The sequence below is a fragment of the Paraburkholderia sp. GAS199 genome, from assembly GCF_050436585.1.
Taxonomy (GTDB): Bacteria; Pseudomonadota; Gammaproteobacteria; order Burkholderiales; family Burkholderiaceae; genus Paraburkholderia.
This window is the reverse complement of sequence record NZ_JBNDMM010000002.1, coordinates 1,186,882-1,211,160: the sequence shown is the minus strand read 5'-3', so window position 1 is coordinate 1,211,160 and position 24,279 is coordinate 1,186,882. Positions and strand designations below refer to the sequence as shown.

Below are 24,279 nucleotides of genomic sequence, written 5' to 3'. Positions count from 1 at the left end.
GGATCAATCCTCCTTGATGCGGAAGACCTCGACGCCCACCGCGTCGCAGTCGGGGTAGACGTCCGGCTTTTCGGTCGAGACACACACGGCACGCACCTGAGGATGTGCGAGCAGCGCCGTGACGAGGTCGTCGCACAGCGTTTCCTGCAGGTGAATATGGCCTTGTTCGACGCGGCGCGCGATGGTCGAGCGCATGAAGTCGTAGTCGACCACTTCGCTGAGCTTGTCCGCCGTCGGCGTGGACAGCGCGAGCGGCACGAACAGTTCGACGTTGATCACGACGCGCTGTTCGCCGCGCTTTTCGAAATCGTGCACGCCGATGTTGATGTGCACTTCGTAATTGCGCAAAAAGAGCCGGCGGCAATCGGTCAGCCGGGGATGCGAAAGAGCGGCAAACATGTTCGTTCCAGTCGAAAAAAGCGTGCAAAGCACGCAAGTGGGCGCTTCAGGCGCCCGTCAAAAACATTACGTCGCGCGGCAGCGGCACGAGGTGCTGCCCGCCGTCGACCACCAGCGTCGTTCCAGTGACGCCCGCTGCATCGGCGAGATACAGCGCGGCGGCGACAATATCCTCCGGCCGCGACGCGCGGCCCAGAGGCGTAGCTCGATGCGCCTGCTCGAATCCTTCAGGCGTCTGGTCGCCGGATTGCATCGTCAGGCCGGGCGCCAGCCCGACCACCCGCACTTTCGGCGCCAACGCCTGCGCGAGCGCAACCGTGGCTGTCTGCAACGCTGCCTTCGACAGCGTGTACGACAGGTAATCCGGATTCATGTTGTAAAGCTTCTGGTCCAGCACGTTGATCACCACGCCGCGCTGGCGCTCGTCGGCGCGCGCCGCGTCCGGCGTCGCCTCGAAGAGCATACGCGCCAGCACCAGCGGCGCGCCGAGATTCATGGCGGTGAGTTTCAGCAGCAACTCGTAGCCGACGTTCTGCGCCGTGTCTTCTTCGAAGCGCGACGCGTTGTTGACAATGCACGTCGGCCGACCCAGCGCGGCAATGCAGTCCGGCACCAGCCGCGCGACCTGGGCTTCGTTGCCCAGTTCCGCCTGCAGCGCCACAGCCCGCCGGCCGAGCGCGGCAATTTCCGCGACCACGGCGTCGGCTTCCTCGCGGGACTCGCCGTAATGGACCGCCACGTCCCAGCCGCGCGCGGCAAAGCCCAGCGCCAGCGCCCGGCCGATACGGCGGGCGCCGCCGGTAATCAGCACGATGCGCGGCGTTTGCGGCGCGCGGGCGGCGGCGGTGTCAGAAGAGGCGCTCATTTACAATGCGGGAATGAATCCGAAAGCTCACCAACCCGATAGTTTACCTGCTCCCGGCCCGAGCGCGCTTGCGCAGTCCGAAGCGCTCGTCGCGCTGATCCGCGCGGAGCTCGAAGCGGCCGGCGGCTGGTTGCCGTTCGATCGCTACATGGAGCGCGCGTTGTACGCGCCGGGACTCGGTTATTACAGCGGCGGCGCCCGCAAATTCGGGCTGCGCGGCGACGACGGCAGCGACTTCGTCACGGCGCCGGAAATGTCGCCGCTGTTCGCTGCCACGCTGGCGCGTCCGCTCGCCGAAGCCCTGCTGGCGAGCGGCACGCGTGAGCTGATGGAATTCGGCGCCGGCACCGGCAAACTGGCGGCCGGCCTGCTCAACGCGCTCGGTGAACTCGGCGTCGAGTTCGACCGGTACTCGATCGTGGATCTGTCGGGCGAGTTGCGCGAGCGGCAGCGCGACACCATCGAAGCCGCCGCGCCCGCGCTCGCCGCGAAAGTTTGCTGGCTCGACGCGTTGCCGGAGCACTTCGAAGGCGTCGTGATCGGCAACGAAGTACTCGACGCGATGCCCGTCCGGCTCTTCGCGTCGAGCGCCGGCACGTGGCAGGAGCGCGGCGTGATCTGGCGCGACGGCAATTTCGCTTTCGCCGACCGCCCGCTTCCGTCGTCCGCGGATCTCGAACTGCTCGCGGAAATCGACACGGCCGGCGAAGACTACGTGACCGAAACGCACGACGCCGCGCGCGCCTTCACGCGTACGGTCTGCACGATGCTCACGCGCGGCGCGGCGTTTTTTATCGACTACGGTTTTCCGCGTCACGAGTACTACCATGCGCAACGCGCGCAGGGCACGCTGATGTGCCATTACCGGCACCGCGCGCACGGCGATCCGTTCGTCTACCCGGGCTTGCAGGACATTACCGCACACGTCGAATTCACCGGCATCGCGGAAGCGGGCGTCGAAGCCGGCGCGGATTTGCTCGGCTTCACGTCGCAGGCGCGGTTTCTGTTGAACGCCGGCATTACCGAGGCGCTGTCGGACCTCGACCCGTCCGACATCCAGCGCTTCCTGCCCGCGGCGAATGCAGTGCAGAAGCTGCTTTCCGAGGCCGAGATGGGCGAACTGTTCAAGGTCATCGCGTTTTCGCGCGGGCTCGACGACACGCTGCAGGCGTTTGCCAGCGGCGACCGCTCGCATACGCTGTGATGTTCCGGCTCAAGGATTCGCGATGATTCGCTGGCTACTGACTACCTTCGTTGCCGTGGCGGTGCTGTCGGCCTGCTGGCCATGGCTCCGGAAAATCGGCATCGGCCGCATGCCCGGCGACGTCACCTTGCGCCTGTTCGGCAAGGAATATCCGTTTCCGTTCATGTCGACGCTGGTGCTGTCCATGGTGCTGTCGCTGCTGGCCAGAGTGCTGTAGGCACTTCGACCGGCAGACGACCAGCACACGTCACATCGACGCGCTCAACGCGGCCTCGACGGCGCGCACGCGCTCCAGATGCACCGCGTCCTTGATACCGGCGGGCGAATCGGCCAGCCGTTTGGCCACCGCGCCTGCGTCCACGCCACGCGCGGCGACCAGCGCCACCCGCAAGCGCTCGGCCTGCGGGTACTCCCGCGATTCGAACCCAAGCCGGCCGCGCGCATCGGCCTCGCAAGCCTGCAACGCTTCGGCGAAGCGCGCGGGTTTGCGAATCGCGTCGCTTCGTTCGAGCAGCCGCACCAGCGCCGCGGCGCCCATTTCCGTCACGCGATGAATATTGCCGTGCTCGCGCGCAACCAGCATCGCCAGATCGCGGCATTCGTTCGGCACGCGCAAGCGCTCGCATAGCGGCTTGAGCAGATCGACGCTGCGTCCTTCGTGGCCGATGTGACGCGGCAGGACGTCGTCAGGTGTGGTGGCTTTGCCGAGATCGTGCGTCAGCGCGGCGAAGCGCACCGGCAGCGTATAGCCTTGCGCCGCGGCATGATCGACCACCATCATCACATGGATGCCGGTGTCGACTTCAGGGTGATAGTCGGCCCGCTGCGGAACCCCGAACAGCGCGTCGATCTCGGGCAGAATGCGCGCCAGTGCGCCGCACTCGCGCAGCACCTCGAACATTCGGGACGGCTTTTTCTCCATCAGACCGCGCGACACTTCCTGCCACACCCGCTCGGCCACCAGCGCGTCGACTTCGCCGTCGGCCACCATCTTGCGCATCAGCGCGAGCGTCTCGGGCGCGACGGTGAAATCGACGAAGCGCGCGGCAAACCGTGCGATCCGCAAGATCCGCACGGGGTCTTCTAGAAACGCATCGCTCACGTGACGAAACAGGCGCGCCTGCAAGTCGCCCTGACCGTTGAACGGGTCGATCACCGGACCGGTCAGCTCGCCATCCGGACGCACTTCGCGCGCCATCGCATTGACCGTCAGATCGCGGCGGGCGAGGTCTTCCTCCAGCGTGACATCCGGCGCATAGAAAAACTGGAAACCGTGATACCCCGCCGCCGTCTTGCGCTCGGTGCGCGCCAACGCGTATTCCTCATGCGTCTGAGGATGCAGAAACACGGGAAAATCTTTGCCCACCGGACGATAACCCTGCGCCACCATCTGTTCAGGCGTGGCGCCGACCACCACGTAGTCGCGGTCCTGCACGGGTACGCCCAGCAATTCGTCGCGGATCGCGCCGCCTACTGCGTAAATGTTCATGGGCATACGTCTTGATAGGGAATGGCGTGCGTTTCCTGACGCGCAGCGTCGATCCACGCCTTGACGGCGGGCTGCGCCGTCACCCGCTCCACGTACGCCGCCGAGACTTCCGACAACGCGGGACGCCATGTGTTGAAGCGCATCGCCACCGGCGCGTACATGGCGTCGGCGATGCCGAACTCGCCGAACAGGAACGGGCCGCCGTAAGCGTCGAGGCATTGACGCCAGATTGCCTCGATCCGCGCGATGTCGGCGAGCACCCCGGCTGTCGCGTTCTTGCCGGGAAACGACGCGCGAATGTTCATCCACATGTTTCCGCGCAACTCGCCGAAACCCGAATGCATTTCCGCGCTGACGCAGCGGGCGTGCCGACGCGCCGCGGCGTCACGCGGCCACAGCGCATGCTGCGGGAAGCGCTCGGCCAGCGTCTCGGCAATGGCCAAAGAGTCCCAGGTGGCCGAGCCGTCGTCGTCGAGCAGACACGGCACCTTGCCCGAACCCGCCGGCGCATACGCGAGAATCGCGGCCTTCATGCCGGGTTCGTTCAGATGAATCAGCACCTCGTCGAACGGAATGCCGAAGTGTTTCAGCAGCAGCCACGGACGCATCGACCATGACGAATAGTTCTTGTCACCGATAAGCAGCTTCATGCTTCAGAAGAAAGTAATGGGCAAAAGGTTCAGCGGCCGGCGCTGGCGCGAAAGGTGTTGAAGCGCGAACGCATCGACGCGCCGGTCAGATACACCGGCGCAATGGTCTCGATACTCGCCGGGTCGATGCCGAGCTCGGGCGCGAGCGGACCGCTCAGCACGTTGTCGACTTTCATCGAATCGAGATTGTCGCGCGAAATCACCGGTTCGCCGGGCGCCATTTCGAAAGTGAGCGCCTGCAACCGGGCGAGCGGTTCCGGCAACCGGACGATGCGCGCATGCTTGCCGATTGCGTCGCCGCAATATTTGACGAGATCTTCGAGCGTGTAGACGGTGGGTCCGCCGAGTTGGTAGGTGCGGCCACTGGCGGCGTCGAGATCGAGCACGTTGCAGATCGCTTTGGCGACGTCCGCGACGTAGACCGGCTGGAACTTTGCGTCGGGCATGGCGAGCGGGATCACGGGAAAGACCCGTTGCAGGAAGGCGAACTTGTTGAGGAACTCGTCTTCCGGTCCGAACACCACGGACGGCTGGAAGATCGTCCACGCGAGGTTGGCCGCATGCACGGCTTTCTCGCCGTCGCCCTTCGAGCGCGAGTACATGCTCGGACCGTTCGAGTCCGCGCCGAGCGCGCTGATGTGAATCAGCCGGTGCACGCCCTTGCCCTCGCAAGCGGCAACGATCTTCGTGGGCAGATCGACGTGCAACTTCGCAAATTCGGGTCCGTAAGGCGTGCCGCGTTTGCCTTGCAGCGTCGCTACCAGGTTGATCACGCAATCCGCGTTTTCGACAAAACGCGCGAGCTGGACGGGGTCGAACACGTCGGTCTCGACCACGTCGATGGGGAGCAAGGTGAGATGACGCGCGTTGTAGCGCCGCCGGGTGGCGATGCGCACGTCTTTGCCCAGCTCGACGAGCGCGTTGACGAGATGACTGCCGATGAAACCGGAACCGCCGATAACGGCTATGGATTGATGTCGCATTTTCGACTCCCTGATGGAAGCCGCGGCAACGGCTGGCGTGGCGCACCGCCGCGTCGCGAACGACGCGGCGGCGGCACGGCGCTCATGGCGCGATGTAACCCAGACGCGCCTTCAGCGATTGCGGACGGCCTTCGAACAACGCCGCGTAGTAGACCGTGTTGGACAACACATTCTTCACGTAGTCACGCGTTTCCTGGAAAGGAATAGCCTCGGCGAAAATCGCGCCTTCAACCGGATGCTGCAACTGCTGACGCCAGTTGCGCGGACGACCCGGCCCGGCGTTGTAGCCTGCGGTGGCCAACACGGCGGAACCGTCGAATTGATTGTAGATCATCGACAGATAGTTCGTACCGAGCAGGATATTGGTGTTGATGTCGTTCATCTGTTCGCGCGAAATCGGACCGAGGCCGATCTTCTTCGCGACGAGTTGGGCCGTGCCCGGCATCAACTGCATGAGGCCACTCGCGCCGACTTCCGAGCGCGCATTCATGATGAAGCGCGACTCCTGGCGGATCAGGCCATACGCCCATTCGACGTCCAGCCCGTTCGACTGCGAATCGCGCTCGACGATGTCTTTGAACGGCGACAGGTAACGCAGCGAGAAGTCGTGTTCGACTTTGGTACGGTCGGCCGTATTGACCGTGCGATCGTACAGCTGGATGCGGCGAGCGTATTCGGCCGTGGCGAGCAGCTGGCGGTCGGTCATGTTGCGCAGCGGCCAGTTCCATTCGCGATTGCCTTCCAGACGCAGGTTCAGCGCATAGAAACGTTGTGCGAGATCGAAGCCCGGCGTGTTGCCGGCTTGCTGCACTTCGGCGTCGCTCACCATCGTTTTCGGCGGCACGGTGATTTTCTGGCCGAGTTCTTCAGCCGCGAGCTGGCCGTAGAAGTTGTAGCCCTGCGAAATGGACTCGAACTCCTGATTCGCCGTGGTGGTGTCGCCGGCCTGCTTCAGCGAGCGCGCATGCCAGTACACCCACGACGGCTGGTTGCGCAGCGCGACGGGCATCTGTTCGATCGACCAGCGGACCATCGTCCAGTCGCCGGCGAGCAGCGCGGTGCGGGTGCGCCATTCGTACGCCGGCGTGGAAAGCGGCGCGTTCACCGACAGGCGATACCAGTCGACCGCGCTCGGCATCTGCTTCGTCGCCGCCTGATAGGCGATCGTGCCCCAGCCGATTGCGCGTTCGGGCGAGGTCAACGACGGCGCCACCGAAGCGAACGTGGCCGCGGCCATGGCCGGGTCGTTGCGCGCCATACGCGTGATCGCGAGCAAGGCCAGTTGATGCGATTGCGCATCCGGACCGACACCGCGCGCCAACAGCAACGGCGGCGTAGTGGTGGCCTGGTTGAACAGCACGGGATCGGGCGGCTGGTTGCTCAGCGCGTCGACCATCTTGCTGCCGGTGTTGGTGTAGTTCTGTTCGTACGCGAGGCGGATCTGCTGCCAGACGTCGTTTGAGGTGAACTGCTGGTTCACGGAGAGCGACGTGATCAGATCGATGCAGCCGTCGCCGTACCACTTCGGATCGACCAGCAACGCACGCGCCGCGTCCGCGACGTTTTCGCCGCGCGCGGCCCGCGATTCGAGCGCGTAGCATTTGACCTGCGTGTCGTCGTTCAGCACGAAGCGCGCGTATTGCTGGTCGAAGTTGCGCCAGTCGTGACGGGCGCCGAGCACCGTGAGGTAGTCGTTGCGCAGGCGGTCGGCGATGGCCTGACCGTCGTACTTCTGCAGGAACGCGAGCACCGGCGCATCCGGCGCGTCGATACGCGCGTGGCCGGACGAGTCGAAGAGTTGCGGCTTGATCTGGAAGTATTCGAGGTACGAAGGCGCCGGATAACTCGGGATCATGCTCGCCAGTTGCGCTGCACGGCCCGCGTCGTTATTGCGGGCGGCTTCGCGAAGCTGGACGAAAATCTGGTCGTCGTTCGTGAGTTGTGTGATGGGGATGGGCTTGACGGCGGAGGCCGTGCTGCACGCGACGAGTGCGCCGGCAGCCAGCGCAAGACCGACCGCGCGATATACTCGATAGAGGCGTTTTGACATCGTTGTTTCTGGAGCGCGAATTGAACCCAAGCATAGCATGCAACCCCGTCGCGGAATCGAAAAAGGCGCTGCGTCGCAGGCTATTGGAAACGAGGCTGCACGCGGCTTCCGAGCCGGGTGTTCAGGCTGCGCTCGAACGTCGCCTGCTGGACGTGTTAAAGCGCTACGACGTGGCGAGCGTGGGGTTCTACTGGCCGCTCGCGGGCGAGTTCGACGCGCGCGGCGCGATCGCCGTCTGGCTCGCAAGCGGCGCGCATCGCGAGGCCAGTCTGCCGATCGTGAAGGAACGTGGTGTGCCGCTCGAGTTTCACGTCTGGACACCCGACACGCCGATGCAGGTGGGTCATCACAACATCCCCGAGCCCGTCTCGGGACGCGTGGCGATTCCCGATCTGCTGTTCGTGCCGTGCGTGGGTTTCGACGCCGCGGGCTACCGGCTGGGTTACGGCGGCGGCTACTACGATCGCACGCTGGCCGCATGGCCCGGCGCGCAGCGGCCGGTCACCGTCGGCATCGCCTATGAAGCCTGCCGCCTCGAAGCGTTGCAGCGCGAAGCGCACGACATCCCGCTCGATCTCATCGTGACCGAAGCCGGTCTGCACGCCCGGCCCGACTGAATCCAATAGGCGTTAGAGCGAGGCGGCCGCCCGCGCCGCCGTGTCGTACAGGCCGGAGGCATTGCGCATGAGTTGCGCGGCCTCGCCGATCTGCTCGTTGGTCAGGCCGCTTTCCTTCAATGTCGAAATCAGGCAGCTCTCGCGCACTTCGCGATATTTCAGACACAGCTCGCGCCCGATGTCCGTTGCGGAAAAGAACACTTCCTTGCCGGTCTTTTCGCTTTTTACATACCCTCTAGCTACGAGCTTCTTCAGCGCGTAGGTCGCGACGTGCGTGTCCTCGATGTTCAGCACGAAGCAGATGTCCGCCAGCTTCTTGCGCCGCTCGCGATGGCTGACGTGATGCAGCAACGAGACTTCGATGGCCGTCATGTCTTTTTCGCCGGCCGCCGACATGCATCGCACCATCCATCGGTTGAACGCGTTGCCCGCCATGATGAGCGCGTACTCCAGTTCGGACAGTTCCGCGCTTGTGTCGGACACGAGATGTTCCGAGGAGACGATCTTGGTGGGATGGCGCGACATGATGACGATTCTCGACACAGTTTGGAAAGTTGACGGGAGTGTACGACGAGCGACCGTCGACCGGGAGCCTGGCAAAAACGCTTATTGAGAAATTGTTGATATTTTATTGATAATGTACGCTTCAATCGTCGCGTGTCTTTCGCCGTTATCCGGTCATGAGATGCGCAGTACCGGAATTCCCGACTCGACCTGGGCCATTAAGCAATGAGCCAACCAAGAATCTTCCCGCTGGGCGACGCCGCGCTCGTCTGCGAAGCGCCGCCGCCTGCCACGCTGGAGTGCCAGCGACGCGTCTGGGCTGCCGCCGAGGCCGCCCGCGACTGGCCGCACGTGCTGGAAGTCGTCCCGGGCATGAACAATCTGACGCTCGTGTTCGATCCGCTCGAAGCCGACCGCGAAGCGCTGGCGAGCCAGCTGCAAGCCGCGTGGGACGCGGGCGGCAGCGTCTCAGCGGCCGGCCGCGAAGTCGCGATCCCGGTGCAATACGGCGGCGAGTTCGGCCCCGATCTCCAGGCCGTGGCCGATCACACGGGGTTGAGTGTGCGCGAGGTCGTCCAGCGTCATTCGGACGGCGAGTACGTGGTGTTCTTTCTCGGCTTCCAGCCGGGCTTCGCCTATATGGGCGGTCTCGACACCGTCCTGCACACGCCGCGCCGCGCGTCGCCGCGCCTGGAAGTGCCGGCCGGCTCGGTCGGTATCGGCGGTGAGCAGACTGGCATCTATCCGGCCACTTCGCCCGGCGGCTGGCAACTGATCGGCCGCACCGATACGCCGCTGTTCGATCCGACGCGCCGTCCCCCGACCCTGCTGCAACCCGGCGACCGGGTGCGCTTCACCGTTGCGGGGATACACGCATGATCGACGTGATTCGCGCGGGTCTGTTGACCACGATTCAGGACCTCGGCCGGCACGGCTACCGGCATCTCGGCATCGCCATGGGTGGCGCGCTCGACCGCCTGTCGTTAGAAGTCGGCAACCGGCTGGTCGGCAACCGTCCGGATGCGGCGGGCCTGGAAATTACCTTCGGCCCGACCGCGCTGCGTTTTCTGCGCGCCACGCGGGTCGCCATCACCGGCACCGAATTCAGCGCCACGCTCGACGGCAAACCCGTCTACTCGTGGTGGAGTCTGCCGGTGCAGGCCGGTCAGGAACTGGTGCTGAACGCGGCGAAGCGCGGCATGCGCGGCTATGTGTGCGTCGCGGGCGGCGTCGATGTCCTGCCGATGCTCGGCTCGCGCAGCACCGACCTCGCCGGCCAGTTCGGCGGCTTGGGCGGCCGGCCGTTGCGTGACGGCGACCGTCTGCCGGTCGGCGCACCGCCGCAACGCGGCCATGTCGGCTTCAGCCCGGAGGCGCCGGAGTTCGGTGTGAAGGCGCCGGCCTGGTGCAAGTTCGTGCTGGTTCACGAGCCGCTGCGGCGCGGCCGTCATCCGACCGGCGTGCCGTGGGCCGTGCCGATTCGCGTGCTGCGCGGCCCGGAATACGACAGCTTCACGCCGGAAGCGCAGGAAACCTTCTGGTCCGACGAATGGCTCGTCACGCCGAACAGCAACCGCATGGGTTATCGGCTCGCCGGCACGGAACTGCGTCGCACGCACAAGGCTGACCTGCTTTCGCACGCGGTGTTGCCCGGCACGATCCAGGTGCCGCCGAACGGTCAACCGATCGTGCTGATGAGCGACGCGCAGACCACCGGCGGCTACCCGAAAATCGGCGCGGTGATTCAGGCCGACATGTGGAAGCTCGCGCAAGTGCGCCTGAACGCCGCCATCCGCTTCATCCCGACGACGCCCTACGAGGCGCGTCAGGCTTTACTGGAAGAACGCACGTACTTGCGGCAGATCGACGCCGCGATCGCGATGCACGAAGAACGCTGCGCGCGGCAACAGGCCGTCGCGGCGTTGTAACACTGAGTAGGGGAACACCATGGAAATCGATCTGAACGCCGACCTCGGCGAGGGCTGCGGCTCCGACGAGGCGCTGCTCGACCTCGTGAGCTCGGCCAATATCGCGTGCGGCTGGCATGCCGGCGGCGCCAACGCCATGCGCGACTGCGTGCGCTGGGCGGTGGAGAAAGGCGTGTCGATCGGCGCGCATCCGAGCTTCAACGATCCGGAGAACTTCGGCCGCAAGGAGATGGATCTGCCCGCCGGCGAAATCTACGCGGGCGTGCTCTATCAGCTCGGCGCGCTCTCGGCAATCGCACAGGCCGAAGGCGGCCGCATCGCGCACGTCAAGCCGCACGGCGCGCTCTACAACCAGGCCGCGCGCGACGCGAAGATCGCCGACGCGATCGTCTCGGCGGTGCACGACTTCGATCCGTCGGTGGTGGTGTTCGCGCTTGCCAACAGCGGACTGGTCACGGCGGCACGCAACGCGGGACTGACCGCGATCGAAGAAGTATTTGCAGACCGCGGCTATCGCGCCGACGGTTCGTTGGTGCCGCGCAAGGAGCCGGGCGCGTTGCTCGACGACGAAGACCAGGTGCTCGAACGCACGCTCGCGATGGTGCGCGAGCGTCGCGTTCAGGCAGTGGACGGCCAGTGGGTGCCGCTGAACGCGCAAACCATCTGTCTGCACGGCGACGGCCCGCATGCCCTGGCGTTCGCGCGGCGTATCCGCACGGCGCTCGCGGATGCCGGCATCGAGGTACACGCGGCCAGCGCCGCCCGCGTCTGACGCGGAGGCGAGCAGCGCGAAGTCGCTTTAGCCAGGTATCCAGATTGCCTCATCGAACGCCCCGCTCCATGCGGGGCGTTTGCCAGGTGGCAGGCTTTGGACGGGATTTCTGACACGTGGCGTTAAGCGCGTGGCCGTGCAGCACGACTCGCATGGCAATACCGGTTGCAGTATCCGCGCAATTCAGGCGGAAGAAAGTGCAGGTGAAGTTGCAGGTGTAGTCGAGGCATGCGGCCGCATAGAGCCGCAGCAACCAGACGGCGCGTGGCTCAAGCACGCGCCGGCCCACGTCGGCCGCCACGAGCGGCAAGGTTGAAACCCTGTTTGGAGATCCAGATGCAAGCAACTGTCAGTCTATGGCCACTGATCGGAGTGGCCGTCATCATCGTCGGCTTCTTATTACGGTTCAATCCGATGCTGATCGTCGCCGTCGCGGCGATCATCACCGGACTCGCCGCGCACTTCCCGCCTGAAAAGATACTCGCCGAAATCGGCACCGGCTTCATCAAGACCCGCAACATCCCGTTGATCATTCTGCTGCCGCTCGCGGTGATCGGCCTACTGGAGCGCCACGGTTTGCGCGAACGTGCGCAGGCGTGGATCGGCGGCATCAAGGCAGCGACGGCCGGTCGTCTGCTGATCGTCTATCTGCTGGTGCGGGAGTTGACCGCTGCGGTCGGCCTCACCGGTCTCGGCGGCCACCCGCAGATGGTGCGTCCGCTGATTGCGCCGATGGCCGAAGGCGCGACCGAAACACGTTTCGGCAAGATCAGCGACGCGGTGCGCTTCAAGCTGCGGGCGTTTTCCGCCGCCACCGACAACGTCGGCCTGTTCTTCGGTGAAGACATCTTCGTGGCGTTCGGCGCAATCGTGCTGATGACGACCTTCCTGAAAGAAGCCGGCATCATCGTCGAGCCGATTCACGTTGCCGTGTGGGGCATTCCGACGGCGATCTGCGCGTTCATCGTGCACGGCTTCCGTCTGCTTCTGCTCGACCGCAAGCTCGAACGCGAATTGCGCGGCAATACGGCCGCGCATGGCACGACGGTTTCGTCGACGCAATCGGCGGGAGACAAAGCATGACGATCACGATCACTTATCTCTTCTGGCTGCTGGGCGTGGTGCTGCTGATCATCGGCGGCATGATCGTCACGGACAAGGACCATCCGCGCCGCCTGACCGCGGGCGGTTTCTGGATTCTCTACGCACTGATCTTCCTGATCGGCGACAAGCTGCCGCCCGCCGTGGTCGGTCTGGCGGTTATCGTGATGGCGTTGATCGCGGGCTTTGGTGGCGTCACGGCAGCGAAGCCGAAGGTGCTGTCGCTCGAAGCACGCAAGGCGAGCGCCGCGCGGCTGGGCAACAAGCTCTTCGTGCCGGCGCTGACGATTCCCGTCGTGACGGTCATCATCACGTTGTCGGCGAGTCATCTGGTGTTCGGCGGCATGCCGCTGTTCGAGAAGGCGAACGTCACGCTGATCGGCTTCGGCATCGGCTGCGTGATCGCGCTGGCAATTGCCTGCGTGATGACGCGCGACACCGTCGGCCAGTCGATGAAGGAAGCGCGCCGCCTGGTCGATGCGCTGTCGTGGGCGGCCGTGTTGCCGCAAATGCTCGGCATGCTCGGCCTCGTGTTCTCCGACGCGGGCGTCGGCAAGGCCGTCGCGCACGTGACCACCGCGTACATCAGTCTCGACTACCGCTTCGTCGCGGTCGCGGTTTATTGCATCGGCATGGCGCTGTTTACGATGGTGATGGGCAATGGCTTCGCCGCATTTCCGGTGATGACCGGCGGCGTCGGCGTGCCGATCCTGGTTGGCGTATTCCACGGCAACCCGGCGGTGATGGTGGCAATCGGCATGTTCTCCGGCTACTGCGGCACGCTGATGACGCCGATGGCGGCGAACTTCAACATGGTGCCGGCAGCGTTGCTGGAATTGCCGGACAAGAATGCGGTCATCAAGGTTCAGGTTCCGACCGCACTCACCTTGCTGATCGTGAACATCTTCCTGCTGAATTTCCTGATGTTCATGTAACACCGCTGGCGGCCCCGGCGCGAGCGTCGCGCGCCGCGGCGCCGTCATCGGCATGGATCACGCGGCGGGAAAGCGAACCTGCAACGCCGCCGCGATTCGATCCAGCACGTCGCTCCACTCGCCCTTGCGTGTCTGCGTGAATAGACGCATGCCCGGATACCACGGGCTGTCGTCGCGCCCGCGCAACCAGCGCCAGCATCCCGCGAAACGGTTGAGCAGCCACACCGGTTTGCCCATCGCCGCCGCGAGATGCGCCACCGAGGTGTCGACGGAAATCACGAGATCGAGATTTTCGATGAGCGCCGCGGTGTCGGCGAAATCCTTCACGTCATCCATCCAGTCGATCAGACACGACGTGGCCGCCGGGTCGGCGCGCTTCGCCGGGTCGTCCGTTTTTTGCAGACTCACCCAGCGTATCTGCTTCAACGTAAAAAGCGGCGCGAACTGCGTCGCGCTCATGCTGCGCACTTTGTCTTCGGGCAAGCCGGAATGGCCGCCCGCCCACACCACGCCGACTCGCGGCAACGCCGGTTCAGGCAGGACGCCGAACCTCGCCGCCCACGACGCCGCGCGCGCGGCGTCCGCATACAGATAGCTGCTGGCCGGGATGGTGTTGGTCCTTGTGCCGAACGCCATCGGCAAAGACATCAACGGACAGTGCCAGTCCCAGTGACGCGCATCCACGGACGCTTCGTCGAGCAGCAGCAGACCGGGCAAATGCGCGCTTAGCGAGTCTTCATAGAGCCGCAGCAGCGCCGGCGGACAGACATAGCCGACCTGCGCAAAGCGTTCGGTCGCCATCGACAGATAGCGCACGAATTGCAGGCTGTCGCCATGGCCCTGCTCGGGCGTGACCAGCAAACGCTGGGTGCGGAGATTCGCGCCGCCCTCGCCTTTCCACTGCGGCAGCGGCAATTGCGGATGTCCCTGCGCGGGACGGCCGTTCGCCTCGACGAAATTGGCCCAGCGGTACTCGAAAAGCGGCCACGCTTCCTCATAGCGGCCGACGCTCAGCAAGACCGTGGCGAGATTGGCGCGCGCACCCAACTGATCCGGTGCCAGCGCGATGGCGCGTCGCAGATGCCGCTCGGCGTCGTCGAGTGCGTCGAGGTTCCGCGCGAGCGCGCCGAGGTTGGCATGCGCGAAAGCGTGATCGGGCTTGAGTTCGAGCACTCTGCGATATACCGGCGCGGCGTCTTCGATCTTCCCTTCGACCTGCAACGCCAACGCGCGATAGTAGTGAAGCGTCACGCTGTCCGGTGCGAGCGTCAATCCTTGCCGCGCCGTTTGCGCGGCCCGCGCGTAGACGCCAAGCCGGAGTTGAATGCGGCATAAGGTTTCGCAAAACACAGCGCTCGGGTGACATTCGTTAGCGCGTGATATCCAGTACTGCGCCACTTCCAGCTCACCCGAGTCCAGCGCGAGCAAACCGCATGAAAACAAGGCGTCGGCGTGCGTGGGATCGGCGCCGAGTATCCGCTCGAAAAGCAGGCGCGCGCGATCGGCGTGTCCCGCGCTACGCGCGCGTTCGGCCTCGGCGTACCAGGCGGCAGTCGATTCGGGTGACGTTGTGGAGATGCTGGACATGATGGGCTGGAAGTGAGATGGGAGAGCGAGCGAGGCATGGCATGAGCCCGCCAGACGGGCGACGATTATCCGTGCCGTGTTATGCGCGAGTCAGTCAGAGCGCTCTGAAACGCCGTGCTGAACGACATCCCGAAGGCGGATAAACACCGCACCTATCCACGTATGACTTCGCGTCGAAGATCGAACCCAAACACGACCGCCCTCGCTTAGCAAGGCGACGCAGCCCAACCGAGATTCAGACGCATCCGAATCCATCGCGCGAAGGCGAAACATAGACTCGTGAACAGCTTTCCGCTTTCACTTTTGCCGGCGCGCATCATGCCGTTGCCGGCGCTCCTTCGCGAGTCATCATGGAACATCACACGCCGTCATCCGCCTACGTCACCTCATTGATCGAAGCCGGCCTCGAGGCTCATCAGGCTGGCCGGTTCGATTCAGCCGAAGCGTTCTACCGCGAAGCACTGACACTCGATCCCGCGCACGCCAAAGCATTGCATTACCTCGGCGTCCTGCACCATCAGCGCGGTCAGCACGCACTCGCCGCGCAGATGCTCAGCGCCTCGCTCGAACTCGACCGCACCGACGCCGCGTGCTGGAGCAATCGCGGTCTCGTCGCCGCGGCGCTCGGCCATCCGCAGGAAGCCATGATCTGCTATGACCAGGCCTTGCAGTTGCAACCGGATTTCGCCGACGCCCGCAACAACTTCGGCGTCGCGTTGCAGGCGCAGGGCGCGCTGGAAATCGCGGTCGAACAATATCGCCTCGCGCTCGCAGCAAATCCGGCCTTCGTCGACGCTTATCTGAACCTGGGCACGGCGCTCGCCAAACTGGACCATTACGACGAAGCACTCGTCTGCTACGACCAGGCCGCGACACTCGATCCGCGATCCGCCGAGGCGCACTTCAATGCGGGTAACGCATTCCAGGCGCTGGACCGGCATGCCGAAGCGGTCGCCAGTTTTGAAAACGCGCTGGCGCTGCGTCCCAATTACGCAGAAGCGCATATCAATCTCGGCAGCATGGTCGGCAAACTCGGCAACTATGCGAGCGCCGAGTCACACTATCGGCAAGCGGTCGCGCTCAGGCCGAATCCCACCAATCTGGTTTGCCTCGGGGGCTCGCTCGGCGCGCAAGGTCGCCTCGATGAAGAGGAAGGCTTCTATCAGCGCGCGCTGGTGCTCGACCCGACCTACGCCGACGCGCATCAGAATCTCGCGTGGCTGCAACTCAAGCGCGGCGACTATGCGCGTGGTTGGGCGTCGTTCGCCAAACGGTGGCGCAAGCACGACTACGAAGCGATCGCGGTGCCGGGCATCGCCGAATGGCATGGCGAATCGCTGCAGGGACGGCGCATTCTGATCGTCGGCGAACAGGGATTCGGCGATCATTTCCAGTTTTTGCGCTACGCACGTGTGCTGGAGCAGCGCGGCGCGACAGTCGACGTTCGCGTCCGCGAACCGCTCGTGCGACTGGTCGCGCGCATGCCCGGCGTACATCGCGCGTTCAGCGGCGCGATCGAACACGACTACGATTTCTGGGTGCCGATGATGAGCGTGCCGGGTTGCGTCGGCACCGAACTGTCGACGATTCCAGCCGATCTGCCGTATGTATTCGCGGAGTCCGCCAGCATGGAAGCGTGGCGCGATTGCATGGACGCAACTGACAGCGTGAGCGACGGGAATTGCAGAGTGGGCCTCGTGTGGGCCGGCAGTCCGACGTTCGGTAACGATCGCTACCGATCGATCGCGTTGTCCAACCTGGACTCACTGGCCGGTTCGAACGGCATTGCCTGGTATGCGTTGCAGAGAGGTGCAGCTCACGGCCAGTTGGCCGACGCGCCCGCCGCATTTCGCGCTCATGACTTCACCGCGAGTCTCCACGATTTCGGCGACACCGCCGCGCTCGTCATGAACCTCGACCTCGTGATCAGCGTCGACACCGCCGTGGCGCATCTGGCCGCGGCGCTCGGCAAACCTGTGTGGTTAATGTTGCCGGCCAACGCCGACTGGCGCTGGCTGGAAAATCGCGGCGATTCGCCCTGGTATCCGTCGATGAAACTGTTCCGGCAAACCAGCCTGGGCGACTGGACACCGGTCGTCAAACAGGTGGCCGACGAACTCCGCTCGCTTCGCGCGGGCAAGCACGCGTAACGCGCGCGCACCCAATCTCAGTAAGCCTCCACCACGAAGCCGTGCTGCCGCAAAAGTTGCAGCACGCCTTTCCTGCCTCCCAGATGCAACGCGCCGATCGCGACGAACACCGGCTTGTTCGGTGCCGCAATCAATAGCATGCGCGACACGAACCGGCGATTGCGCTCGTACACGATCTTGTTGTCGATCTGATTGGAAATGCGCTTGTCGCGCGCCAGCTTTTCCGACTTCGCCGCCTCCCACGCGGCGATGGCGTCCGCGTCGCCCACCTGCCACAAGCGATGCAAGGTATGCACGTCGGCGACATTCTCGGCCGGCGTCTGCACGAGATCTTGCGCGAGCATTTCACGTTGCTGCGCCAGGTTGAGTCCGGTGAACGCGCGCATCTGCTGCGACAGAGTCTCCAGCCCGACGATCTTGCCGCGCGTGCGGATGTACACGTTCTGCAACTGCGCTTCCGTACCGTATTCGGTTTGCAGACCGGCGCTCAACGAATCGTAGGTTTCGACCAGCAGCGACGCGAGCCACGGCCGCATCTTCTTGATCGCGTCGAGCGCCGCGGGATTGCCACGCAGACGGAACGCGAGCTTGCGCCACAACGGCTCGGGCAGCAGGCCGGGCAGACAGTCGCGGGCGCACACGCCGTACTTCGAGACGTCGTCCTGCGAGACCAGCAATTCATCCGGCGACAGTTCGAGCGCGAGCGTCGGCGAAGCGGCCAGCGCGCCGAGAATCGGCGGACGAAACGGTTGTCGCGCGGGATAGTCGGCGGGATCGCCGACGTGCAGCGTGCCGAGCACGTAGATGGTGGTGGTGCCGCGAGTCGCGACATAGAACGGCATGCGCGCGGGCTGGGTGCGTACCGGCCCGCTCGCCGTGGTGCCCGGCGCCGACGACGAGAACGACGGCGGCGCATTGAAGCCCGGCAGACTGGCGCGCGGCGGTGCCGGCATGTTGGGCACCGGCAGGGCTGGACGGCCCGCCTGAGCGGGCGCGTTGGCCGCGGCGCCAGCGGCATGCGCCGCGCCGCCAAACATGCAGCCCGGATAAAACATGGAACAGACGCCGAAGAGCGCAACGCAGCTCAGTGCACGCGCCCTCCAGCGCCGCGCAAAAGCGGCGATCCAGCCGCCATTACGCGAGCGGCGCGTAATACGACGCGCCGCCAACCCATCAGGCATCCACGTCCCCCACCTCCTCGGCACGATGACAGGATACCTGGCGGCCATCCACTTCACGCAGCTTCGGTTCTTCACTGCGGCAGCGGTCGATCACGTACGGGCAGCGCTGATGGAACGTGCAGCCCGACGGCGGATTCAGCGGCGAAGGCATTTCGCCTTGCAGCTTGATCTTGATCGTGCGATCCGCCTCGAAGATAGACGGCGTGGCCGACATCAACGCGCGCGTATACGGATGACGCGGGTTCGAGAAGATTCGCTTCTTGTCGCCGAGTTCCGCCACACCACCGAAGTACATGACCATCACGTCGTCGGCGATGTGCTCGACCACCGACAGATTGTGCGAAATGAACACGTAGCTGGTCTTGAACTGCTGCTGCAGATCCATGAACAGATTGAGAATCTGCGCCTGGATCGACACGTCGAGCGCGGACACCGGCTCGTCGGCCACCACGATCTGCGGATCGAGAATCATCGCCCGCGCAATCGCCACACGCTGACGCTGACCGCCCGAGAACATATGCGGATAGCGTTTTGCATGTTCCGGACGCAGACCGACGGTGCGCATCATCTGCGCGATGCGCTCGCCGCGCTCGGCGGCGCTGAGTTGCGTATTGATCGCGAGCGGTTCGCCCAGCGTCTGCTCGACGGTCTTGCGCGGATTGAGCGATGCAAACGGATTCTGGAACACCATCTGCACGCGCCGCCGCAACGCCGCGATTTTCTCGTGACCGGCACCGGCCACGTCTTCACCGTCGATCAGCAGACGGCCGGCGCTGGGCGCTTCGATCATGGTGAGCTGGCGCGCGAGCGTGGACTTGCCGCAGCCGGACTCGCCGACCACTGCCAGCGTCTTGCCGCGCTCCAGCGCAAACGACACGCCGTTCAACGCTTTCACCGTGGCATGACCGAACATGCCGCGCTTCACCGGGTAATAGCGCGCCAACTGCTCGGCGACCAGCACGTGATCGCCCGCATGGTTCGACTGGCGCCGCGTTTCGGGTACTGCGTTCATCGTGCGCCTCCATGGGTGTGAACGTTGGCGTCGCCGCTCAGGTTCAGGGGTTTGATACAGCGAACGCGGGCCACTTCGGCGTGGCCTTGCATCGGCGCGAGCGCCGGCCGTGCCTTGGTGCAGTCGTCCACCACGTACTTGCAGCGCGGCGCGAACAGGCAGCCTTTCGGACGGTCGTCGCGGCCCGGCACCATGCCCGGCAACGCCGCGAGCCGCACGGCGCCCACATTGTGCTCGGGAATCGCTGCCAGCAGCGCTTCCGTGTACGGATGATGCGGCGCGGCGAAAATATCCGGCACGCGATTCGTCTCGATCACCTCGCCCGCGTACATGACCGCCACACGTTGCGCGACCTCGGACACCACCGCCAGATCGTGCGAGATCAGCACGAGCGCCATGCCGCGTTCCTTCTGCAGCTTGATCAGCAGCTCCATGATCTGCGCCTGGATCGTGACGTCGAGCGCGGTGGTCGGTTCGTCGGCGATCAGCAGCTTGGGATTGCAGGCGATAGCCATCGCGATCATCACACGCTGGTTCATGCCGCCCGACATCTGGTGCGGGAACGAGCCGATGCGGTTTTTCGCGTCCGGAATGCCGACCTGATCGAGCAGTTCGAGCGCACGTTTGTCTAGCGCGCTGCCGCGCAGACCTTCGTGCAGCTTCAGCACTTCCTTGATCTGATAACCGACCGTGTAGCTCGGATTCAGACTGGTGAGCGCGTCCTGAAACACCATGGCAATGTCTTTGCCGATGATCTTGCGCCGCTCTTTGGCCGACGCTTTCAGCAGATTCTTGCCGTTGAAGGTGACTTCGTCGGCGGAGACTTTGCCCGGCGCGTCGATCAGGCCCATCAGCGCCATCATCGTCACGCTTTTGCCCGAGCCCGATTCGCCGACGACGCCGACCACTTCGCCCGGCGCAACGTCGAGGTTGATACGGTCGACAGCGGGCAGGCCGTTGAAGTTCACCGCTAGATTGCGGATGGTCAATAGGCTAGTCATCACGCCATCCTTTTCAGTTTGGGATCGAGTGCGTCGCGCAGCCCGTCGCCGAGCAGATTGATCGCCAGCACCGAGATCAGGATGGAAAGACCAGGCATCGTGACGATCCACCATGCGCTGTCGATGTAGTCGCGCGCCGAGGCCAGCATCGCGCCCCACTCCGCCGACGGCGGTTGCACGCCGAGACCGAGGAAGCCGAGTGCCGCGGCATCGAGAATCGCCGAGGAAAAGCCGAGCGTTGCCTGCACGATCAGCGGCGCGGTGCAGTTCGGCAGCACTTGCGAGAACATCAGCCGCAAGGTGCTGGCGCCCGCGACGCGCGAAGCCGTCACGTACTCCTTCTGCAATTCGCCTTGCGCCGACGCACGCGTCAACCGCACATAACCCGGCAGCGCGACGATTGCGATGGCGAGCATGGTGTTGACGAGGCCCGGACCGATGATCGCCACGACCGCGACGGCCAGCAGCAGCGAAGGCAGCGCGAGCAGCACGTCCATGATGCGCATGATCGGCGTGTCGGCCCACTTCTCGAAGAATGCCGCGATCAGGCCGAGCACGACGCCCGGAATCAGCGCGAGCACCACCGAAACGAAGCCGATCCAGAACGACAGCCGCGCGCCGTACATCAGGCGCGAGAGAATGTCGCGGCCCGCTTCGTCGGTGCCGAGAATGAACTTCCAGTTGCCGCCGTCGAGCCACGCAGGCGGAATCTTGACGAAGTCGCGGTACTGTTCGATCGGGCTGTGCGGCGCGATCAGCGGCGCGAAAATCGCAATGAAGACGATCACCAGCACGACGATGCCGGCACCGACCGCACCACGGTTGCGGGAAAAATTCGCCCAGAATTCACGGGCGGCGATGGCGCGGCCACTCGGAGGAGTGACGGCCTGGGGGACTGTATTTTGTAGGTCTGCCATGTTCGTGTTACCTCGTATGGCGGATACGCGGATTCAGCACGCCGTACAACAGATCGACGACGAGGTTCACGACGATCACCAGCGTGGCGATCATCAGGATACCGCCCTGCACCACGGGATAGTCGCGTCGGCCGATCGCATCGATCAGCCACTTGCCGATGCCCGGCCAGGAAAACAGCGTCTCGGTCAGCACTGCGCCGGCGAGCAGCGTGCCGACCTGCAGACCGATCACGGTCACCACGGGAATCAACGCATTGCGCAAGGCATGCACGACGATCACGCGAGCCGGCGACAAACCCTTGGCGCGCGCGGTACGGATGTAGTCCTCGCGCAGCACTTCGAGCATCGACGAGCGCGTCATGCGCGCGACGACCGCCAGAGGAATCGTGCCGAGCACGATGGCCGGCAGGATCAGGTGGCTCAGCGCCGATTTGAACGCGCCTTCGTCGGTGGACATCATCGCGTCGATCAGCATGAAGCCGGTCACGTGCGGAATGTCGTATTCGACCGCAATGCGGCCCGACACCGGCGTCCAGCCCAGTTTGACGGAGAACACCATGATGAGAATCAGGCCCCACCAGAAGATCGGCATCGAGTAACCGGTGAGTGCCGTGCCCATCACGCCGTGATCGACCACCGTGCCGCGCCGCAAGGCGGCGAACACGCCCGCCGGCAGGCCGACGATCAGCGCGAACAGCATGGCGCAAATGGAGAGTTCGACGGTGGCGGGGAAGCGGGCGAGGAACTCGCCCATCACGCTGGTGTTGGTGATGATGGAAGTGCCGAGGTCACCATGCAGCGCGCGGCCGATGTAGTGAACGTATTGCATCGGCAAGGACTCGTCGAGCCCGAGACGATGCATCGCGGCAGCGTGCATGGCGGGATCGACGCCGCGCTCGCCCATCATCACTTCGATGGGGTCGCCCGGTATCAGGTGAATCAGCGCGAACGCGAGGATCGTAATGCCGATGAAAGTCGGTATCACCATGCCAATGCGGCGCAAAACGAAGCGGAACATGGTTCGTCCCTATGGTCTTGATGAAGAAAAAACGCAACCGGCGACGAGGGCTTGTGACCCCGGTCGCCGGACCATTTCGACCAGTTTTCTAACCGTGCGAAAAGCTACTGCGTAAGCTTGACTGTATTACTTTTACTTGACGCTGACGCCGTCGAAGCGCGCATAACCGAGCGGCTCGATACGCATGTCGACCACCTTCTTGCTGACAGGCTGATAAACGGTCGAGTGAGCGATCGGCGAGAACGGCAGTTGCTGCGCGAAAATCTGTTGCGCCTGCGTGTACGCCGTCGTGCGTGCAGCCTGATCCGACGTGACGCGACCCTTCTGGATCAGATCGTCGAACGGCTTGTAGCACCACTTCGAGAAGTTGTTGCCGTTCACCGCTTCGCAGCCGAGCAGCGTGCCGAGCCAGTTGTCCGGATCGCCATTGTCGCCGGTCCAGCCGATCAGCATCGTGTCGTCTTCACCCGCGTGCGCGCGCTTGATGTACTCGCCCCATTCATACGTGACGATCTTCGCCTTCACGCCGATCTTGGCCCAGTCGGCCTGGATCATTTCCGCCATCAGACGGGCGTTCGGGTTGTACGCGCGTTGCACCGGCATCGCCCACAGGGTGATGTCGAAACCGTTCGGGAAACCGGCCTTCGCCAGCAGCGCCTTCGCCTTTTCCGGATCGTAGGCTGCGCCCTTCAGGTTCTTGTCATACGACCATTGGGTCGGCGGCATCGGATTCGTCGCGGCCTGGCCTGCGCCCTGGTAGACGGAATCGATGATCGCCTTCTTGTTGATCGCCATGTCGAGCGCCTGACGCACTTCGACCTTGTCCACCGGCTTGTGCGACACGTTGTACGCGAGGTAGCCGAGGTTGAAGCCCGGCTGCGACGGCATGTCGATGCTCGACTCGGCCTTCAGCGGCGCGATGTCGGCCGGACGCGGGTAGCTCATCACCTGGCATTCGTCGCGCTTGATCTTCTGCACGCGCACGCCGGCGTCCGGCGTGATCGAGAAGATCAGCTTGGAAATCTTCACTGCGTTCGGCTTCCAGTAATCCGGATTGCCGTCGAAGCGGATCGTCGCGTCTTTCGTGTAGCTGCGGAAAATGAACGGGCCGGTGCCGACCGGGAACTGGTTGATGTCGGCGGCCTTGCCTGCCTTCATCAACTGGTCGCCATATTCGCTCGACAGGATCGACGCGTATTCCATCGCCAGATTCTGGATGAACGGCGCGTTGACTTCCTTCAGCGTGAACTTGACCGTGTACGGGTCGACCTTCTCGACACCCGTGATGAGCTTGTCGAGGCCCATGTCGGTGAAGTACGGGAACTGGACCGGGTAAGCCTTGTGGAAGGCCGAGTTCGGATCCAGCATGCGCTGGAACGTGAACACGACGTCATCCGCGTTGAATTCGCGCGTCGGCTTGAAGAACGACGTGGTCTGGAACTTCACGCCATGACGCAGGTGGAACGTGTACGTCTTGCCGTCCGCGGAGACTTCCCACTTTTCGGCGAGGCCCGGCTCGACCTTGGTGCCGCCGCGCTCGAACTCGACGAGGCGGTTGTAGACGGTGAACGTGTTAGCCGTGAAATCGGTGCCCGTGGTGTATTGGGCCGGATCGAAACCCGCAGGGCTGCCTTCTGAGCAGTAGACCAGGGTTTTATTCGGAATCTCGGCGCGCGCGACACTGGCGCCCACCATCGATGCCGCTGCAGCTGCGACGAGCGTCGTAACACGCGCGGCGCGCAACAGATTGTTTTGCTTCATGTTTCCTCCAGGTTCGTGGCCGGCTCCCGCCGGCGTAGCGCGATATTACTTGAGCTTGGCTCGCAGCAACAAGCAGAGGAAATTACCCCTGTTGACGATAGGAAACCAATCGGGCATACGCGCAGGCGCACGCCGGCACTGGCCGGAGCGTGCGC

Annotated in this window: 23 protein-coding genes; 9 read left to right on the top strand and 14 right to left on the bottom strand. The window is 64.3% G+C overall.

Annotated features, from left to right (window positions below):
* Window positions 1–3: 3 nt before the first annotated feature.
* Both P3T18_RS11490 and P3T18_RS11485 read right to left on the bottom strand, forming a co-directional pair.
* Window positions 4–399 carry a dihydroneopterin aldolase gene (locus P3T18_RS11490; RefSeq protein WP_429300011.1) on the bottom strand — a complete coding sequence of 132 codons (396 nt, stop codon included), beginning with the start codon at window positions 397–399 and terminating at the stop codon, window positions 4–6.
* A 46-nt stretch (window positions 400–445) separates the two neighbouring features.
* Window positions 446–1,264 carry an SDR family oxidoreductase gene (locus tag P3T18_RS11485; RefSeq protein ID WP_429300010.1) on the bottom strand — a complete coding sequence of 273 codons (819 nt, stop codon included), beginning with the start codon at window positions 1,262–1,264 and terminating at the stop codon, window positions 446–448.
* 13 nt (window positions 1,265–1,277) lie between these two features.
* Here P3T18_RS11485 and P3T18_RS11480 point away from each other — a divergent pair, with 13 nt between their 5' ends.
* Window positions 1,278–2,468, top strand: a complete 1,191-nt coding sequence (locus P3T18_RS11480) for a class I SAM-dependent methyltransferase (protein WP_429300009.1) — start codon at window positions 1,278–1,280, stop codon at window positions 2,466–2,468.
* Between the two features lie 22 nt (window positions 2,469–2,490).
* Complete coding sequence (locus P3T18_RS11475) at window positions 2,491–2,685, top strand: DUF2905 domain-containing protein (RefSeq protein ID WP_429300008.1); 195 nt, start codon at window positions 2,491–2,493, stop codon at window positions 2,683–2,685.
* Window positions 2,686–2,715: 30 nt separating this feature from the next.
* Here the strand turns inward: P3T18_RS11475 and P3T18_RS11470 are convergent, their stop codons facing one another.
* The 4 genes from P3T18_RS11470 to P3T18_RS11455 all read right to left on the bottom strand — a co-directional run bounded on the left by P3T18_RS11470 (window position 2,716) and on the right by P3T18_RS11455 (window position 7,640).
* Window positions 2,716–3,957, bottom strand: coding sequence for a multifunctional CCA addition/repair protein (locus P3T18_RS11470; RefSeq protein ID WP_429300007.1), 1,242 nt, complete (start codon window positions 3,955–3,957; stop codon window positions 2,716–2,718).
* Window positions 3,954–4,607 carry a glutathione S-transferase family protein gene (locus P3T18_RS11465; RefSeq protein ID WP_429300006.1) on the bottom strand — a complete coding sequence of 218 codons (654 nt, stop codon included), beginning with the start codon at window positions 4,605–4,607 and terminating at the stop codon, window positions 3,954–3,956. Before P3T18_RS11465 ends, P3T18_RS11470 begins: the two co-directional genes overlap by 4 nt.
* A 29-nt stretch (window positions 4,608–4,636) precedes the next feature.
* On the bottom strand, window positions 4,637–5,590 hold the full coding sequence (locus tag P3T18_RS11460) for a complex I NDUFA9 subunit family protein (protein ID WP_429300005.1): 954 nt from the start codon (window positions 5,588–5,590) through the stop codon (window positions 4,637–4,639).
* Between the two features lie 82 nt (window positions 5,591–5,672).
* Entirely contained in the window at window positions 5,673–7,640 is a 1,968-nt protein-coding gene (locus P3T18_RS11455; protein WP_429300004.1) for a transglycosylase SLT domain-containing protein, read from the bottom strand.
* A gap of 20 nt (window positions 7,641–7,660) precedes the next feature.
* On the opposite strand from P3T18_RS11455, the gene P3T18_RS11450 reads away from it, so the two are divergent.
* Complete coding sequence (locus tag P3T18_RS11450) at window positions 7,661–8,257, top strand: 5-formyltetrahydrofolate cyclo-ligase (protein WP_429300003.1); 597 nt, start codon at window positions 7,661–7,663, stop codon at window positions 8,255–8,257.
* Window positions 8,258–8,269: 12 nt separating this feature from the next.
* Here the strand turns inward: P3T18_RS11450 and P3T18_RS11445 are convergent, their stop codons facing one another.
* Window positions 8,270–8,782 carry a winged helix DNA-binding protein gene (locus P3T18_RS11445; protein WP_429300002.1) on the bottom strand — a complete coding sequence of 171 codons (513 nt, stop codon included), beginning with the start codon at window positions 8,780–8,782 and terminating at the stop codon, window positions 8,270–8,272.
* 204 nt (window positions 8,783–8,986) lie between these two features.
* On the opposite strand from P3T18_RS11445, the gene pxpB reads away from it, so the two are divergent.
* The 5 genes from pxpB to P3T18_RS11420 all read left to right on the top strand — a co-directional run bounded on the left by pxpB (window position 8,987) and on the right by P3T18_RS11420 (window position 13,497).
* Window positions 8,987–9,640 carry a 5-oxoprolinase subunit PxpB gene (gene pxpB, locus P3T18_RS11440; RefSeq protein WP_429300001.1) on the top strand — a complete coding sequence of 218 codons (654 nt, stop codon included), beginning with the start codon at window positions 8,987–8,989 and terminating at the stop codon, window positions 9,638–9,640.
* A complete protein-coding gene (locus tag P3T18_RS11435) occupies window positions 9,637–10,689 on the top strand; it encodes a biotin-dependent carboxyltransferase family protein (RefSeq protein ID WP_429300000.1) in 1,053 nt (350 codons plus the stop codon). Before pxpB ends, P3T18_RS11435 begins: the two co-directional genes overlap by 4 nt.
* A gap of 19 nt (window positions 10,690–10,708) precedes the next feature.
* On the top strand, window positions 10,709–11,461 hold the full coding sequence (gene pxpA / locus P3T18_RS11430; RefSeq protein ID WP_429299999.1) for a 5-oxoprolinase subunit PxpA: 753 nt from the start codon (window positions 10,709–10,711) through the stop codon (window positions 11,459–11,461).
* A 336-nt stretch (window positions 11,462–11,797) separates the two neighbouring features.
* Window positions 11,798–12,544, top strand: a complete 747-nt coding sequence (locus P3T18_RS11425) for a DUF969 domain-containing protein (RefSeq protein WP_429299998.1) — start codon at window positions 11,798–11,800, stop codon at window positions 12,542–12,544.
* On the top strand, window positions 12,541–13,497 hold the full coding sequence (locus P3T18_RS11420) for a DUF979 domain-containing protein (RefSeq protein WP_429299997.1): 957 nt from the start codon (window positions 12,541–12,543) through the stop codon (window positions 13,495–13,497). Before P3T18_RS11425 ends, P3T18_RS11420 begins: the two co-directional genes overlap by 4 nt.
* A 57-nt stretch (window positions 13,498–13,554) precedes the next feature.
* Here P3T18_RS11420 and P3T18_RS11415 read toward each other — a convergent pair whose 3' ends face one another.
* Window positions 13,555–15,084, bottom strand: a complete 1,530-nt coding sequence (locus P3T18_RS11415; protein WP_429299996.1) for a tetratricopeptide repeat protein — start codon at window positions 15,082–15,084, stop codon at window positions 13,555–13,557.
* Window positions 15,085–15,434: 350 nt separating this feature from the next.
* Between P3T18_RS11415 and P3T18_RS11410 the strand changes: the two genes are divergently transcribed.
* Window positions 15,435–17,234, top strand: a complete 1,800-nt coding sequence (locus P3T18_RS11410) for a tetratricopeptide repeat protein (protein WP_429299995.1) — start codon at window positions 15,435–15,437, stop codon at window positions 17,232–17,234.
* 17 nt (window positions 17,235–17,251) lie between these two features.
* Here the strand turns inward: P3T18_RS11410 and P3T18_RS11405 are convergent, their stop codons facing one another.
* The 6 genes from P3T18_RS11405 to P3T18_RS11380 all read right to left on the bottom strand — a co-directional run bounded on the left by P3T18_RS11405 (window position 17,252) and on the right by P3T18_RS11380 (window position 24,124).
* Window positions 17,252–18,415, bottom strand: a complete 1,164-nt coding sequence (locus P3T18_RS11405; protein ID WP_429299994.1) for a TraB/GumN family protein — start codon at window positions 18,413–18,415, stop codon at window positions 17,252–17,254.
* Entirely contained in the window at window positions 18,408–19,427 is a 1,020-nt protein-coding gene (locus P3T18_RS11400) for a peptide ABC transporter ATP-binding protein (RefSeq protein WP_429299993.1), read from the bottom strand. The genes P3T18_RS11405 and P3T18_RS11400 overlap by 8 nt, the downstream gene beginning before the upstream one ends.
* Window positions 19,424–20,428: an ABC transporter ATP-binding protein gene (locus P3T18_RS11395; RefSeq protein WP_429299992.1), complete on the bottom strand. Its 1,005-nt coding sequence runs from the start codon at window positions 20,426–20,428 to the stop codon at window positions 19,424–19,426. Before P3T18_RS11395 ends, P3T18_RS11400 begins: the two co-directional genes overlap by 4 nt.
* Entirely contained in the window at window positions 20,428–21,345 is a 918-nt protein-coding gene (locus P3T18_RS11390; RefSeq protein ID WP_429299991.1) for an ABC transporter permease subunit, read from the bottom strand. Before P3T18_RS11390 ends, P3T18_RS11395 begins: the two co-directional genes overlap by 1 nt.
* 7 nt (window positions 21,346–21,352) lie before the next feature.
* Window positions 21,353–22,363, bottom strand: coding sequence for an ABC transporter permease subunit (locus P3T18_RS11385; RefSeq protein ID WP_310813610.1), 1,011 nt, complete (start codon window positions 22,361–22,363; stop codon window positions 21,353–21,355).
* A 132-nt stretch (window positions 22,364–22,495) separates the two neighbouring features.
* Window positions 22,496–24,124: an ABC transporter substrate-binding protein gene (locus P3T18_RS11380; RefSeq protein ID WP_429299990.1), complete on the bottom strand. Its 1,629-nt coding sequence runs from the start codon at window positions 24,122–24,124 to the stop codon at window positions 22,496–22,498.
* Window positions 24,125–24,279 lie beyond the last annotated feature (155 nt).